This window comes from Paenibacillus sp. FSL R5-0713 (assembly GCF_037973325.1).
Taxonomy (GTDB): Bacteria; Bacillota; Bacilli; order Paenibacillales; family Paenibacillaceae; genus Paenibacillus.
The window spans coordinates 4,367,110-4,380,799 of record NZ_CP150229.1 but is presented as its reverse complement, the minus strand read 5'-3'; the positions used below and the strand labels follow the sequence as shown (position 1 = coordinate 4,380,799).

Genomic DNA, 13,690 nt, shown 5'->3' with positions numbered 1-13,690 from the left:
CTCATTTTTGCTAGTGAACAGGTTAAGTCATGTTAGTGAGCAAGGGAGGCTGTGCAGTTCGTGGCTAAAATACTGGATCGGCTTCTGTTGTTTATATACAGCATAAGCGTTGGAGCAATATCGGCAGCCGTCATTCTTCTGATCAGCGGTGTGCTGCCTTACGAATTGAATTATCAGCAGGAACAAAACGTTATTGTTGCATCGGTTATTGCAGCAGCCATTTTGTTTGTCCTGAGTTTGCGATTTTTCTACATCTCGGTTCGGCGTGAGCGTGCATCGTTGCCGTCTGTAGATCAACGTACGGAGTTTGGTGATGTACAGATTTCGATGGAGACGATTGAGAATCTCTGTTTGAAGGCAACTTCCCGTTTCCGGGGAGTACGTGATGTCAAGGCACGCATACGCGTGGTTGAGTCAGGACTGGAGATTATGATTCGTGCGGTAGTGGATGGTGAGACACCTATTCCTGCGCTGACTTCTGATCTGCAAAAGGCGATACATGATCATGTACAAGAGATCACGGGCATCCCGGTTTCTTTTGTAACGGTGTATATCGCCAATGTAACCCAGTCGCCTAACTACAAGAGTCGAGTGGAATGAGGTGAGTTTCACTGATGCTGTGGAAAGAGATTTGGGATAGTCATAGAGGCCGAATTACCGGAATTATCGGCGGCATCTTTTTTGGATTTCTTTATGTATGGATCGGTTTTTGGGATATGTTGTTCTTTGCACTCTTGGTGTTCATCGGTTATACGTTAGGCAGACGAAGCGATTCGAAGCTGGGTTCGTCCATTCCCTGGAGGGAGTGGGGACAATGGCTGGGCGATCGCTGGCGTCCGTTTAAATGACCTACCTGAACCCTGCAATATGTTTCTTCCGAAAATAGAGCTGTAGTTTAGGTTGCCCGTTTTTTGGAGGAGACGTATTGCAGGTTTTTTTGTGAAAAGAGATAACAATAACAATACCGTGGAAGCCATCGACTAATCCCTTGAGGACTTGATGAGATGGTTGCATGGATTATAAAATAAGCATGATGACGCTCCAGAAGGAGCGCTGCAGGAGGCAGGACATGAAAAGACGTTTGGCAAGGGAAATTGCAGTACAAAGTCTGTATCAGATGGAAATGAATGAGGTGGGTGCAGCAGAAGCTGTAAACATGTTGATCAATGAAGCTGCTGAAGATAATGAAACCGAAGTGGTTATTCGCGATGCAGATGTAATGCGTACTTATGTTACTGAGATTGTACAAGGAGCTTGGAACAATAAGGAAGCCATCGACGGATTGCTCGTGGATTATTTGAAAGGTTGGCAGATTAGCCGTCTTTCGCGTGTAGATCGCCAGATTTTACGACTGTCTACGTATGAAATGGTGTTCCGTGATGACATTCCGGCAAAGGTATCTGTCAATGAAGCGATCGAACTGTCCAAATATTTTGGTACAGAAGAATCCGGCAAGTTTGTCAATGGCGTACTTGGACGCATGATTCAGGAAGTGGATGCCATTAAAGCAAAATTGTCTTAAGTTATGATTAACCATAGTGCGTGTTCAAAAGGACCGGTTTTCAGTGCTCCTCGTAATCAAAAGCGGTTTTTTTGAACAACCTCTAATTTTATATTCACATAAGGGAGAGAGAGTACAATGACAGCATCTATTATTAACGGTAAAGAAGTATCCCAAGAGATCCGCGCAAGCATGACAGCAGAAGTAAAACAGCTTAGCGAACAGGGGGTAGTACCTGGTCTGGCTGTTGTGCTCGTCGGGGAAGATCCGGCATCCCAAGTATATGTGCGTAATAAAGAAAAAGCATGTCATGACCTCGGATTCTACTCCGAAGTGCATCGTTTGGATGCAGACACATCCCAAGAAGATCTGCTCGCGCTGGTGGACAAGCTGAACAATCAACAATCCATTAACGGAATTTTGGTTCAACTCCCACTGCCGAAACATATCGAAGAGAAAGCGGTCATTGATGCGATTGCTGTGGATAAAGACGTAGATGGATTCCATCCAGTTAATGTTGGTAATCTCGTGATTGGAGACGATAGTCTGCTTCCATGTACCCCAGCAGGTGTCATTGAACTGATCAAGCGTACTGGACTCGAAATGTCTGGTAAACATGCAGTAGTTATCGGAAGAAGCAATATCGTTGGCAAACCGGTATCGCTGTTGCTCCAACGCGAGAATGCAACGGTAACCATGTGTCACTCCCGCACAGCAAACATGAAAGAAATCACGCGTCAGGCTGATATTTTGGTGGTAGCTATCGGTCGTGCAAACTTTGTGGATGCTGATTTTGTTAAACCGGGTGCTGTGGTCATCGATGTCGGCATGAACCGTTTGGAGAACGGCAAACTGGCAGGAGATGTAGACTTTGAGAGCGTGAAGGCAGTATCTGGTCCAATTACACCGGTTCCTGGTGGTGTTGGTCCAATGACAATCACAATGCTGATGCAAAATACACTGATCGCTGCCAAGCGCGCTCACGGATTGGCCTAGGGCTCTGTCTGTGGCAGATCAAAAGATCTACTCCATCAAAGACCTGAACCGATACATTCGGATGAAACTGGAATCGGATCAGGTCCTGTCGGACGTTTGGTTACGCGGAGAGATATCCAATTTCACACATCACTCCAGCGGCCATATGTATTTTACATTGAAGGACAAGGACAGCCGGATTAAGTCGATTATGTTTGCCTCCCATAACCAGCGATTACCCTTTGTACCGAAGGAGGGTGCAAGGGTTATTGCCCGTGGTAATGTCTCGGTGTATGAAAGGGATGGGCAGTATCAATTCTACGCGACTCATATGCAGCCGGACGGGATCGGCAGTCTGTATCTGGCTTACGAACAACTGAAGAAAAAGCTGGAGGATGAAGGCTTATTTTCACCTTCGCGCAAAAGAGAGATCCCGCGTTATCCACAGACCATAGGTGTTGTTACTTCACCGACGGGAGCAGCGGTACGGGACATCATGATTACACTTCAGCGCAGGTATCCATCTGCTAAAGTGGTTTTATATCCTGTGCTGGTTCAAGGCAAAGGTGCTGCGCCTTCCATTGTTAAGGCGATTGGCAACTTGAACCGGATGGGAGAAGCCGACGTACTCATCGTTGGACGTGGAGGCGGCTCACTAGAGGAATTGTGGGCTTTTAACGAGGAGATAGTGGCCAGAGCGATCGTCGCTTCGGATATACCTGTTATTTCTGCAGTTGGACACGAAACGGACTTTACGATTGCGGATTTTGCGGCTGATCTGCGTGCGGCGACGCCAACAGCTGCTGCGGAGCTGGCTGTACCTAATCGAGCTGAGTTGCTGGATCAGATTGCACAACGTCAGCGCCAGTTACAACACAGCTTGCGTCAGCGTGCTATCCACAATCGTGAACGGCTCGCAAGATTACAGCGTTCGCCGGTGCTTGTTCATCCAAGACGTACCTTGATGCAGCACACGGAACGACTGGATATGATGCATCAACGGCTGTTGAGAACAGTGGATACGCGTATGAAATGGACTGGAGAGAAGCAGGAGCGTCTTCGGGCGGCACTGCAACGATTCAATCCTCGTGATCAGGTCAATGTAGCACGCCGCGAGAATGCGGCAGCACGCAGACAACTGGAACTTGCGATCAGATCCATAACCAGATCGAAGCAGCAACAGTGGAAATCATCTGTGCGGCATCTGGATGCGCTTAGCCCGCTTAAAGTCATGTCTCGAGGATACAGTCTTGTCTATGATGAGCAGGAACAGCAGTTGATCAAGTCGACGAAGGATGTACAGCCTGGAGATTCAATTAAGATTAAATTAACAGACGGACAGCTGGACTGTCAGGTTTGGGGAATGAAGGAGGACGACAATACCCATGGCGAATGAACCGGAATTGAATTTTGAAGAAGCAATGGCGGCATTGGAAGACATCGTAGGTCAGCTTGAACATGGTGATGTTCCGTTGGAGCAGGCCATCGATCTATTTCAGCGCGGGATGAAACTTTCGCAACTTTGCGGTCTGAAGCTGGAACAAGTGGAACGTAAGATCGAGATGATCGTAGAAGAAGATGGAGAGCTTCGCAAGAAGCCTTTCGGAACTGCTGACGATGAGAGCGGTGAAGTCCATGAGTAATCGTCCTTCGTTTCAAGCATACCTCGAAGAGGTCACAGCTGAGGTGACAGAAGCGTTGAAACAGACGCTTCCTGATCACTGGGATGTACCCCAATCGCTGACTGATGCGATGCAGTATTCACTTATGGCCGGAGGCAAACGCCTTCGTCCTCTTCTGGTCGTTGCTGCGGCGGAAGCCTTCGGTGCACAGCGTACAGCTGCAATGCCGGTAGCCTGCGCCGTGGAGATGGTTCATACCTATTCACTGATCCACGACGACCTGCCCGCTATGGATAATGATGATTACCGCAGGGGAAAATTAACGAATCATAAGGTTTATGGTGAAGCAACAGCCATATTGGCAGGCGATGCACTGCTAACTCATGCTTTTTATAGCATTGTTCAAGCTGGACGCCGTAGTGGTGTGGCAGCAGATGCGTTACTGTCTATCGTGGAGGACATGTCCGAACTCGCTGGAGCAAGAGGCATGGTCGGCGGCCAGGTTGCGGATATGGAAGGCGAACAAGGCATGACTGATCTTGCACAGCTTCAATATATTCATCTGCACAAAACGGGTGACCTGATTGTTTTTGCCCTCATTGCCGGAGCACGAATTGGTGGAGCAACGGAAGGACAATTGGAAGCCTTGCGTGTATTTGGCCGTGATCTTGGCCTGGCGTTCCAGATTCAGGATGATATTCTCGACCTGACGGGCGACGAGCAGAAGATGGGCAAGAAAACACAAAGCGATGTGAATCAGCAGAAGGTAACATACCCTTATTTTATTGGTATGGAGGCTTCTGTAGACGAAGTAAAATCCCTTACCCAATCTGCTAAAGATGCACTTGAAAGAGCCGAGTTACCTGATGCATCGAGATTGCTGGAGATTGCAGATTATTTGATGAGTCGAGACCATTAGATTCTGACAAATGCGCTGTTTCAAACCCTGTATAACCGTGTAATAAGTGTAATGTCCTTTTTCCGAGTGGATGGGATAAGTCTGTCCCGAGTGGATGCGGGAATACATATGGAGAAGAATTCTAAATAACTTGCTGGCGAGAATGCTCGTTATCGGGAGTATAGTGCAGGAAATTATGATTCTTATTCTTTTATGTTATAATGATTTAATGTTATTTGATTCATAATGTATATATCGATTTACAACAATAAACTAAACAATCTAGGAAAGCGGGGAGATTCTCGTGCTGCTTCCACAAATTAAACAACCCAGTGATCTAAAGTCGATGTCTCAGGATGATCTTGCCCTTTTGTCGGCAGAGATCCGGCAGTTTCTGATTGAGAAGCTGTCCGTTACAGGGGGGCATCTCGCACCTAACTTAGGCGTGGTTGAGCTCACGGTAGCCCTGCATTACTGCTATAACAGTCCGGCAGACAAAATGATTTTTGATGTAGGGCATCAGGCTTATGTGCACAAAGTTCTGACAGGACGTATGGACCGCTTTGATACATTGCGTCAACATAACGGACTGTGCGGGTTTGTCAAACGCAACGAAAGTGAACATGATGTATGGGAAGCCGGGCACAGCAGTACTTCATTGTCTGCTGCGATGGGGATGGCCCTTGCACGTGATCTGAAGGGTGAGGACAACCAAGTTATCGCGATGATTGGTGATGGAGCGCTTACAGGTGGTATGGCTTTTGAGGCTCTCAATCATATCGGTCATGAGCAGAGAAAACTGATGGTTATTCTGAATGATAATGAAATGTCCATTGCTCCAAACGTTGGGGCCATGCATAAATATTTGAGCAAAATTCGTTCGGATCGTCATTATCTGAAAGCAAAAGATGATGTCGAGGGGATGCTTAAAAAAATTCCTGCTATTGGAGATCGTTTGGCTAAATCGGCAAGCTGGATTAAAGACAGTGTCAAATATATGATGGTACCAGGTGTTCTTTTTGAAGAACTGGGCTTCACATATTTGGGACCGATTGATGGGCATGATATTCCCAAATTGATTGAAACCTTTAAACAGGCGGATAATGTGGATGGTCCAGTCATGGTCCATGTACTTACAACCAAAGGTAAGGGTTATCAGCCAGCAGAAGCCGATTCGCACAAGTGGCACGGGATTTCTCCGTACAAAATTGAATCGGGACAAGTGCTGAAAGCAGTCGGAAAACCGATGTACACAGAAGTGTTCGGTCAAACGCTGATTGATCTTGCGAAGCAGGATAAGCGGATTGTAGCGGTAACTCCGGCAATGCCTACGGGATCTGGTCTCATTCCTTTTAGTAAGGAATTTCCTGATCGCATGATTGACGTAGGGATTGCAGAACAGCATGCGGCCACCATGTGTGCTGCACTCGCTATGGAAGGCTTGAAGCCGGTCTTCGCGGTGTATTCCACATTCATGCAACGTGCATATGATCAGATTGTACATGATATATGCCGACATAACGCCAACGTGATGTTTGCCATTGACCGTGCCGGATTTGTTGGACCGGATGGGGAAACACATCAAGGGGTATACGATGTGGCATTCATGCGTCATATTCCGAATATCGTGCTGATGATGCCAAAAGACGAAAATGAATTGCGCCATATGATGAAAACGGCGCTTGATTATAATGAAGGTCCAATTGCTTACCGTTATCCACGAAACAATGTGGTCGGTGTACCTCTGGATGATGTACTTGTTCCGATTCCAATCGGATCATGGGAGCAACTGCGTCCATCGGAGGGATATGCTGTCATCGCTTCAGGATCGATGGTGCAGCTTGCTGAAGAAGCAGCGGAGATGGTGAAGCGGGAAGGTGTCACAGCAGGCGTAATCAACGCACGCTTCCTCAAACCTCTTGACGAGCAGATGCTGCGTGATCTGGCCGTTCGCGGAACCAAATTGATTGTACTTGAAGAAGCATCCCAAGCAGGTAGCATGGGTAGTGCAGTGCTGGAGTTCTATGCAGAACAGGGACTGCATGATGTTCATGTACAATTAATGGGGATTCCGGATCGCTTCATTGAGCATGGCAGTATTAAGGAACAACGTGAGGAAGTGGGTCTTACCGTGGAGAATGTATGTGCTGAGCTGCGCAAGATGGCCGTTCAATCATCTTACGGCATCCCCAAAACACGTTTTCCTTCGTAAATCTACATGATAGGAGAAATACATGTCACTCCCGAAAGAACGAATTGATGTTCTGCTGGTTGAGCAGGGCTATTATGAAAGCCGAGAGAAGGCAAAAGCTGCAATCATGGCTGGACTGGTGTATGCCAATAATGAGCCGATCGAAAAGGCGGGCATGAAAATTCCAAGGGAAGCCGAGCTGAAAGTTAAAGGCTCGGTACATCCCTATGTCGGCAGAGGCGGATTGAAGCTCGAAAAAGCGATCCGTCATTTCGGCCTTGATATGAATGGACTTGTCATGCTCGACATTGGTTCATCCACCGGTGGATTTACGGATTGTGCACTACAGCATGGTGCGTCTCACGTTTACGCTATTGATGTGGGTTATAATCAGCTTGACTGGTCTTTGCGTAATGATGAGCGGGTGACGGTTATGGAACGAACCAACTTTCGCTATGTCACTCCTGAAGATCTGATGGGACCAGTGCCGAACTTTGCGAGCATTGATGTGTCGTTCATTTCACTGCGAATCATATTACCGCCACTTCTGGCTCTGCTGAGACAACCTGCAGATATCGTTGCATTGATCAAACCTCAATTTGAGGCAGGACGTGAAAAAGTAGGCAAGTCCGGGGTGGTACGTGATACGAAGGTGCACAAGGATGTATTGCAGACGATGCTTCATTTTGCCAGTCAACTTGGTTTGCATCTGAAGAGTTTAACTTTTTCCCCGATAACCGGTGGAGAAGGGAATATAGAATTTCTCGCACATTGGCGTCTGGAAGAACCAGATGCATCACAACCAGAGAACGATCCAGCTTCACTTGATGCACTTGCGGAGCAAGTTGCCAAGGAAGCAGCTCATACATTTACGGGAAACTCATCATAAGATGGGTTTCTTTTCGCTGGAAAGATGATTGGTGTAAAGGGAAATCGGGAATGAACCTCGAATATGTCTTCGAGGTGAGCGATAATGGATGGTCAATATGACACAATCGTTATAGGTGTACTTGCTGTCTGTTTGATCTTGTGGTTGTTCTTCGGCTTGCGTAATTGGGTAAACCGACCGATACCGGTAAGCTTGTCTGGAATGCAACTGAACGTGAAGATTCAGGATTCTCCTGCATTGGATTTGCTTGAAGCACAGGGTTACGAAGTTATCGGTGGCAAAATGAAAGTCCCTCTGGCTTTTGAAGCCAATGAATCCGTTTATTACAGCAGATTATTTATCGATTATGTTGCAGAACGTGAGGATCTCAGATACCTGGTGAAAACATCACGTCGCAGACAGCCACTTGAAATGACCGGCCCTGCGCTCAGGGATCGCTTTCTCAATTATCTGTTGTTATATCCTGGCTGTGAAGGATTGCTGTATGTTGACTTGGAGGATTCCGATATTAAGTTAATCAGGCTCATGGACTATCAGGAAGATGTTTATGATGGGGATGATCTGGACTAATATAAAAGAATAAACATTGCAGGGCAAAGTCTGCGGCGGGTTACAATTGCTGCTTTATTGCAATACATTTAACTGGAGGCATGTATGAAAGGACAAAGGCACATCAAGATTCGTGAAATCATTAGTCAAAATGAAATCGAGACTCAGGATGATTTGGTTGAAGCACTGCGGAAATCAGGTTTTCAGGTGACTCAAGCGACGGTATCCCGGGATATCAAGGAACTACTGTTAATCAAGATCCCGATGGATGACGGACGGTATAAATATTCTTTGCCGACAGATCAACGATATAATCCGATTCAAAAATTGAAGCGTGCACTCGTTGACAACTTCCTGCACATTGATCACACGAACAACCTGGTTGTGATGAAATGTCTGCCAGGAACAGCCAACTCCATTGCAGCGCTGCTTGATAATATTGAGTGGAATGAAGTCATGGGCACAATCTGTGGAGATGATACCATTCTTATTATTTGCAGGACTGAAGGAAACAGCGTGACCGTTATTGAGCGGATCATGGGTTATATTGCTTAATGAATGATTCAAAAACATAATATCTGAGGTAGTCATCCGGAGGTGTTTTTGCAGATGTTAGTTACGTTATCGATTCGCAATCTGGCTGTGGTGGAAGAAGTGGACGTTGTATTCCATCCGGGATTCCATGTACTTTCAGGGGAAACGGGTGCAGGGAAGTCGATCATTATAGATGCTCTTGGCTTAATTGCAGGTGGACGCAGTTCGGCTGATTTGATTAGGTACGGATGCGAGAAGGCAGAGATGGAAGCTCTGTTTGAGATGGAACAAAGTCATCCGGTATGGCAGACATTAGAGAAGCTTGGTATCCATTGTGAGCCGGAAGAGCATTTGGTTATTCGACGTGAGTTAAATACTCAGGGGAAAAGTACGTCCCGCATTAATGGACAATTGGTCAATCTGACCATGCTGCGTGAAGTAGGCGAGAAGTTAATCAATATCCATGGACAACATGAACATCAGAGTTTGCTGCGTGCAGAGAGCCATCTGGGGCTTCTTGATACCTATGGCTCGGAAGTAATCGGACCTGTCAAAGCGAAGTACCAAGAACGCTACAGCAAGTTTATCACGGCGGAAAAAGAACTTCGTGCGCTTCAGGAGTCGAGTCAGCGGGCATATCAACTCTTGGACATGTATCGCTTTCAGCTTGAGGAGATCGCAGCTGCAAGCCTTACACGTGGCGAGGATGAATTACTCGGGGAAGAACGGGTCAAACTATCCCATAGTGAGAAAATGATGGACAGTGTCGCTGGTGCATATGATCTGCTCAGTGGTCAACGAGGGCTTGAAGCTGTGAGCATTGCTCTTTCAAGAATTGAAGACATTTCTGGATATGACAGCAAAGGATTACAACCCATTGTGGAACAGCTGCAATCCGCATTTTATCAATTGGAAGATGCGACATTCCAGTTAAGGGATTATCGGGAGAAGATTGAATTCAATCCGGCAAGACTGGAAGAAGTGGAGCAACGGCTGAATCTGATTTCTGGCCTCAGACGGAAATACGGGGACAGTGTTGAACTTATTCTGAGTTATTATGAGCAGATTAGCCATGAAACCGATCAACTGGAGAACAAGGACGAACGGCTGGAGAAATTGCGAGCTGAACGTGACAAAATGCTTAACCTTGTGATGGAGTCTGCTGAAGAACTCAGCAAGGTTCGCAAACAATGCGCGGAAGAACTTGCTGCACAGGTGGAAAGTGAGCTCAAAGATCTGCAGATGGAACGCACAACACTGCGTGTTCAGATTACCCCATTTGAAGATCCGAAGGGTATAGAATGGAATGGACGCCGTATTCGTCTGAATCGTCAGGGTGCTGACAATGCGGAATTCCTGATCTCACCGAATCCGGGCGAGCCATTACGACCACTGGGCAAAATTGCTTCAGGTGGTGAGTTGTCGCGAATGATGCTGGCGATGAAGAGTATCTTTGCACGACATGATCGGATACCTGTGTTGATTTTTGATGAAGTTGATACTGGAGTTAGCGGTAGAGCGGCTCAATCCATTGCTGAAAAATTGTTCCGTCTCTCTTCGACTTGTCAGGTTTTCTCAATAACTCACTTGCCACAAGTGGCTTGTATGGCAGATCATCAGTATCTCATTGAGAAACATGTCTACGATGGACGGACGATGACGCAAGTGGAATCGCTGTCAGACGAAGGCAGAGTGAAGGAATTGGCACGTATGCTAGGTGGTGTGGAAATTACAGAAAAAACACTGCACCACGCACAGGAAATGCTGAATTTGGCGGAAGCCAAAAAAGGGTGAAACGAACGGCTGGCGTAATGATTGACAGTAATAAAAGCCTGGGGGCAAGGTTATCTTAAAGGTACGCAATTGGCGACCACCTTTCGTCAAGCGAAAGAAGCAAAGGGAGTGTGACAGCCATTGAATTCCCCCCTCAGGAAGAAATTGCTAGGTCTTTTATTTGCCTTCTTTCTTTGTGTGATTAGCCAGGCCATTCAGCCTGTGCAAAGTTATGCTTCACTGCCGGATGAATTGCAGGTGTTTGCTGGCAGGCAAGCAGATGTCCGGCTCGCTGTACCTGCTGCTTCAAGCGCCGTTGTAGATCGTCCAGATATTGTTGGCTTGGATGATCAGGCCGCGATGCATGTTACGAGTCAACAACCTTTGCATCTTAACCCACAACAGACGGGACATGCCAAATTAACGTTGAAGTTGTGGGGGAAAATTCCGGTCAAAACAGTGCATGTGAATGTGATACCGGATTTGCGTGTTGTACCCGGGGGTCAAACGATTGGCGTCAAAGTGAAATCGGCAGGCATTCTGGTGGTTGGCCATCATCTAGTCCATTCCGGGCAGGATGAGCGTGTATCGCCAGGAGAAAACGCAGGCATTAAGCTCGGAGATCTGATCACGCATATGGATGGTAAACGTCTGGATGGCGTGGCAGGTGTCTCTGAAGCCGTTGAGCTTGCAGGGAAAAGTAAAAAAGGTATTGATGTTGTGTTGAAACGTGGTAATGAAACAGTCAAGACTCGATTGACTCCGGCTTATGACTCCGAGGATCAAGCGTGGAGGCTTGGTTTATACATTCGTGATTCCGCAGCCGGCGTTGGCACACTTACCTTCTATGCTCCCGATCAGGGCGTATACGGCGCACTGGGCCATGTCATTACAGATATGAATACACAAACATCTATTGTTGTGGGTAGTGGTCAGATTGTTCAGTCCAATGTGACGTCCATTTCGAAAAGTGAGACCGGTGATCCGGGTGAAAAACGTGCTCATTTCCTCAAGGAAAGCAAAATTTTGGGCAATATTGAACGCAATACGGCTTTTGGTATCTTTGGTAAAATGTCTGGAAATCCTGAGCACAGTTTGTATTCAAAAGGTATTCCCGTCGCTTTCTCACATGAAGTCAAAGAAGGACCGGCCGAAATACTTACCGTGGTTGACGGTCAACAAGTTGAACGCTTCTCCATTGACATTGTCCATGTGGCAGATCAAACGGAGCCAGCAACGAAAGGTCTGGTACTACGAATTACGGACCCGAAACTGCTGGATAAGACCGGAGGCATCGTTCAAGGTATGAGCGGCAGCCCCATCGTACAAAATGGTAAGTTGATCGGTGCAGTTACTCATGTATTCGTGAATGATCCGAAATCGGGTTATGGTTGCTTCATTGAATGGATGTTACAAGATGCTGGTGTGATGATGAAAAAGGAAAACACGAAGAACCTCAAGGCTGGATAATCAGCCTGAGGTTCTTTTTTGTCGAAACGAAACATAATATATCGGATAATGAAATAAATTATTTATTATATAGGATTGAGAAAAAAAAATAAAGAAAAATAATTTTCGACAGGAGGAATTTAACTTGCTGTGTCGAAAATTTAACCTGTAAGGAAATGTACGAAACGATGTTTAATTTAAAGGAGGATACCGTTTTGCAAAAAATTGAGGTATTGCTGGCCGATGATAATCGTGAATTTACGAATTTGCTTGCCGAATATATATCTGAGCAGGAAGATATGGAAGTAACCGGTATTGCATACAATGGAGAAGAAGTACTGCAATTGCTGGAGCAAACTCGGGATGTGCCGGATGTATTGATTCTGGATATCATCATGCCTCATCTGGACGGTCTGGGTGTGCTTGAGCGCTTGCGCAACCTGAACCTGTCTCCACAGCCTAAAGTCATTATGCTGACGGCATTCGGACAAGAGAATATCACACAGCGTGCCGTGCAACTCGGAGCTTCCTATTACATTCTCAAGCCGTTTGACATGGAAGTGCTTGCGAACCGTGTACGTCAATTGGTGGGAACACAGACTGCGATGTCTACAAGCAGCGGTTCATCCATGTTTATGAAATCCAATGTCGTGCCAATGGGCAAACACAAAAATCTGGATGCAAGCATTACGTCCATCATACATGAAATCGGTGTACCTGCGCATATTAAGGGATATCAGTATTTGCGCGAAGCGATTACGATGGTGTATAACAATATCGAAATTTTGGGAGCTATCACCAAAACATTATATCCGGCAATCGCCGAAAAATTCAAAACAACGCCTTCTCGCGTCGAACGTGCGATTCGTCATGCCATTGAAGTGGCGTGGACGCGTGGTAACATCGACAGCATCAGCCACTTGTTTGGTTATACGATCAACATCAGCAAGTCGAAACCAACGAACTCGGAATTCATTGCGATGGTTGCAGACAAGCTGAGAATTGAGCATAAGGTGTCCTGAAAGGATCAGGAGTGATGCGGGGAGGAAACTTGTATTCAGATTAGTTTCCAGCCGCATGAATTTGGCGATAAATATCTGAATTGGCACATTTCATGGCGATCAACTTCTGAGATATATGCTAACGAATACCGTCATTTATTGGATGTAGTACATCCAGTAAATGACGGTATTTTTGCTTTAAACTATTATGAAGCAAAATGATGAAATTGATCTGTGTACGAATTATTCCCAGCATTTGAGATTCAGTATTAGAGTAATACGATTTAGTTAATTTTCAGTAGAAGGAA

General features: G+C 46.2%; 14 protein-coding genes. All 14 read left to right on the top strand.

Annotated features, from left to right (window positions below; translation table 11 throughout):
• The first annotated feature begins 60 nt into the window (after positions 1-60).
• Positions 61-600 (top strand): alkaline shock response membrane anchor protein AmaP, encoded by a 540-nt coding sequence (gene amaP / locus MKZ12_RS19505; protein ID WP_339235472.1) that lies wholly within the window; start codon positions 61-63, stop codon positions 598-600.
• Between the two features lie 14 nt (positions 601-614).
• A complete protein-coding gene (locus MKZ12_RS19500) occupies positions 615-848 on the top strand; it encodes a DUF2273 domain-containing protein (RefSeq protein WP_017687595.1) in 234 nt (77 codons plus the stop codon).
• 221 nt (positions 849-1,069) lie between these two features.
• Positions 1,070-1,522, top strand: coding sequence for a transcription antitermination factor NusB (nusB, locus tag MKZ12_RS19495; RefSeq protein ID WP_017687596.1), 453 nt, complete (start codon positions 1,070-1,072; stop codon positions 1,520-1,522).
• Between the two features lie 117 nt (positions 1,523-1,639).
• Entirely contained in the window at positions 1,640-2,497 is an 858-nt protein-coding gene (folD, locus tag MKZ12_RS19490; RefSeq protein ID WP_339235469.1) for a bifunctional methylenetetrahydrofolate dehydrogenase/methenyltetrahydrofolate cyclohydrolase FolD, read from the top strand.
• Positions 2,498-2,507: 10 nt separating this feature from the next.
• Entirely contained in the window at positions 2,508-3,872 is a 1,365-nt protein-coding gene (xseA, locus tag MKZ12_RS19485) for an exodeoxyribonuclease VII large subunit (RefSeq protein WP_339256204.1), read from the top strand.
• Positions 3,862-4,119: an exodeoxyribonuclease VII small subunit gene (gene xseB, locus MKZ12_RS19480; protein WP_017687599.1), complete on the top strand. Its 258-nt coding sequence runs from the start codon at positions 3,862-3,864 to the stop codon at positions 4,117-4,119. The genes xseA and xseB overlap by 11 nt, the downstream gene beginning before the upstream one ends.
• Complete coding sequence (locus MKZ12_RS19475; protein ID WP_339235464.1) at positions 4,094-5,017, top strand: polyprenyl synthetase family protein; 924 nt, start codon at positions 4,094-4,096, stop codon at positions 5,015-5,017. Before xseB ends, MKZ12_RS19475 begins: the two co-directional genes overlap by 26 nt.
• A gap of 283 nt (positions 5,018-5,300) precedes the next feature.
• The gene (dxs, locus tag MKZ12_RS19470) at positions 5,301-7,208 is read left to right on the top strand and encodes a 1-deoxy-D-xylulose-5-phosphate synthase (RefSeq protein WP_339256202.1); all 1,908 of its coding nucleotides are present in this window, start codon (positions 5,301-5,303) and stop codon (positions 7,206-7,208) included.
• Positions 7,209-7,230: 22 nt separating this feature from the next.
• On the top strand, positions 7,231-8,076 hold the full coding sequence (locus MKZ12_RS19465) for a TlyA family RNA methyltransferase (RefSeq protein ID WP_339256201.1): 846 nt from the start codon (positions 7,231-7,233) through the stop codon (positions 8,074-8,076).
• An 84-nt stretch (positions 8,077-8,160) separates the two neighbouring features.
• Entirely contained in the window at positions 8,161-8,646 is a 486-nt protein-coding gene (locus MKZ12_RS19460; protein ID WP_339235455.1) for a hypothetical protein, read from the top strand.
• 84 nt (positions 8,647-8,730) lie between these two features.
• Positions 8,731-9,180, top strand: a complete 450-nt coding sequence (gene argR / locus MKZ12_RS19455) for a transcriptional regulator ArgR (protein WP_017687604.1) — start codon at positions 8,731-8,733, stop codon at positions 9,178-9,180.
• 54 nt (positions 9,181-9,234) lie between these two features.
• On the top strand, positions 9,235-10,953 hold the full coding sequence (recN, locus tag MKZ12_RS19450; protein ID WP_339235453.1) for a DNA repair protein RecN: 1,719 nt from the start codon (positions 9,235-9,237) through the stop codon (positions 10,951-10,953).
• A 120-nt stretch (positions 10,954-11,073) separates the two neighbouring features.
• Positions 11,074-12,402: a SpoIVB peptidase gene (gene spoIVB, locus MKZ12_RS19445; protein ID WP_339235449.1), complete on the top strand. Its 1,329-nt coding sequence runs from the start codon at positions 11,074-11,076 to the stop codon at positions 12,400-12,402.
• A 194-nt stretch (positions 12,403-12,596) separates the two neighbouring features.
• Positions 12,597-13,403: a sporulation transcription factor Spo0A gene (gene spo0A, locus MKZ12_RS19440; protein ID WP_062835258.1), complete on the top strand. Its 807-nt coding sequence runs from the start codon at positions 12,597-12,599 to the stop codon at positions 13,401-13,403.
• The last annotated feature ends 287 nt before the right edge of the window (positions 13,404-13,690 follow it).

Bases quoted from the DNA above. Each gene is read 5' to 3' on its own strand.
- MKZ12_RS19475 (WP_339235464.1), top strand. From the start codon at position 4,094: ATGAGAGCGGTGAAGTCCATGAGTAATCGTCCTTCGTTTCAAGCATAC.
- argR (WP_017687604.1), top strand. From the start codon at position 8,731: ATGAAAGGACAAAGGCACATCAAGATTCGTGAAATCATTAGTCAAAAT.
- recN (WP_339235453.1), top strand. From the start codon at position 9,235: ATGTTAGTTACGTTATCGATTCGCAATCTGGCTGTGGTGGAAGAAGTG.
- folD (WP_339235469.1), top strand. From the start codon at position 1,640: ATGACAGCATCTATTATTAACGGTAAAGAAGTATCCCAAGAGATCCGC.
- MKZ12_RS19460 (WP_339235455.1), top strand. From the start codon at position 8,161: ATGGATGGTCAATATGACACAATCGTTATAGGTGTACTTGCTGTCTGT.
- MKZ12_RS19500 (WP_017687595.1), top strand. From the start codon at position 615: ATGCTGTGGAAAGAGATTTGGGATAGTCATAGAGGCCGAATTACCGGA.
- MKZ12_RS19465 (WP_339256201.1), top strand. From the start codon at position 7,231: ATGTCACTCCCGAAAGAACGAATTGATGTTCTGCTGGTTGAGCAGGGC.
- xseB (WP_017687599.1), top strand. From the start codon at position 3,862: ATGGCGAATGAACCGGAATTGAATTTTGAAGAAGCAATGGCGGCATTG.
- nusB (WP_017687596.1), top strand. From the start codon at position 1,070: ATGAAAAGACGTTTGGCAAGGGAAATTGCAGTACAAAGTCTGTATCAG.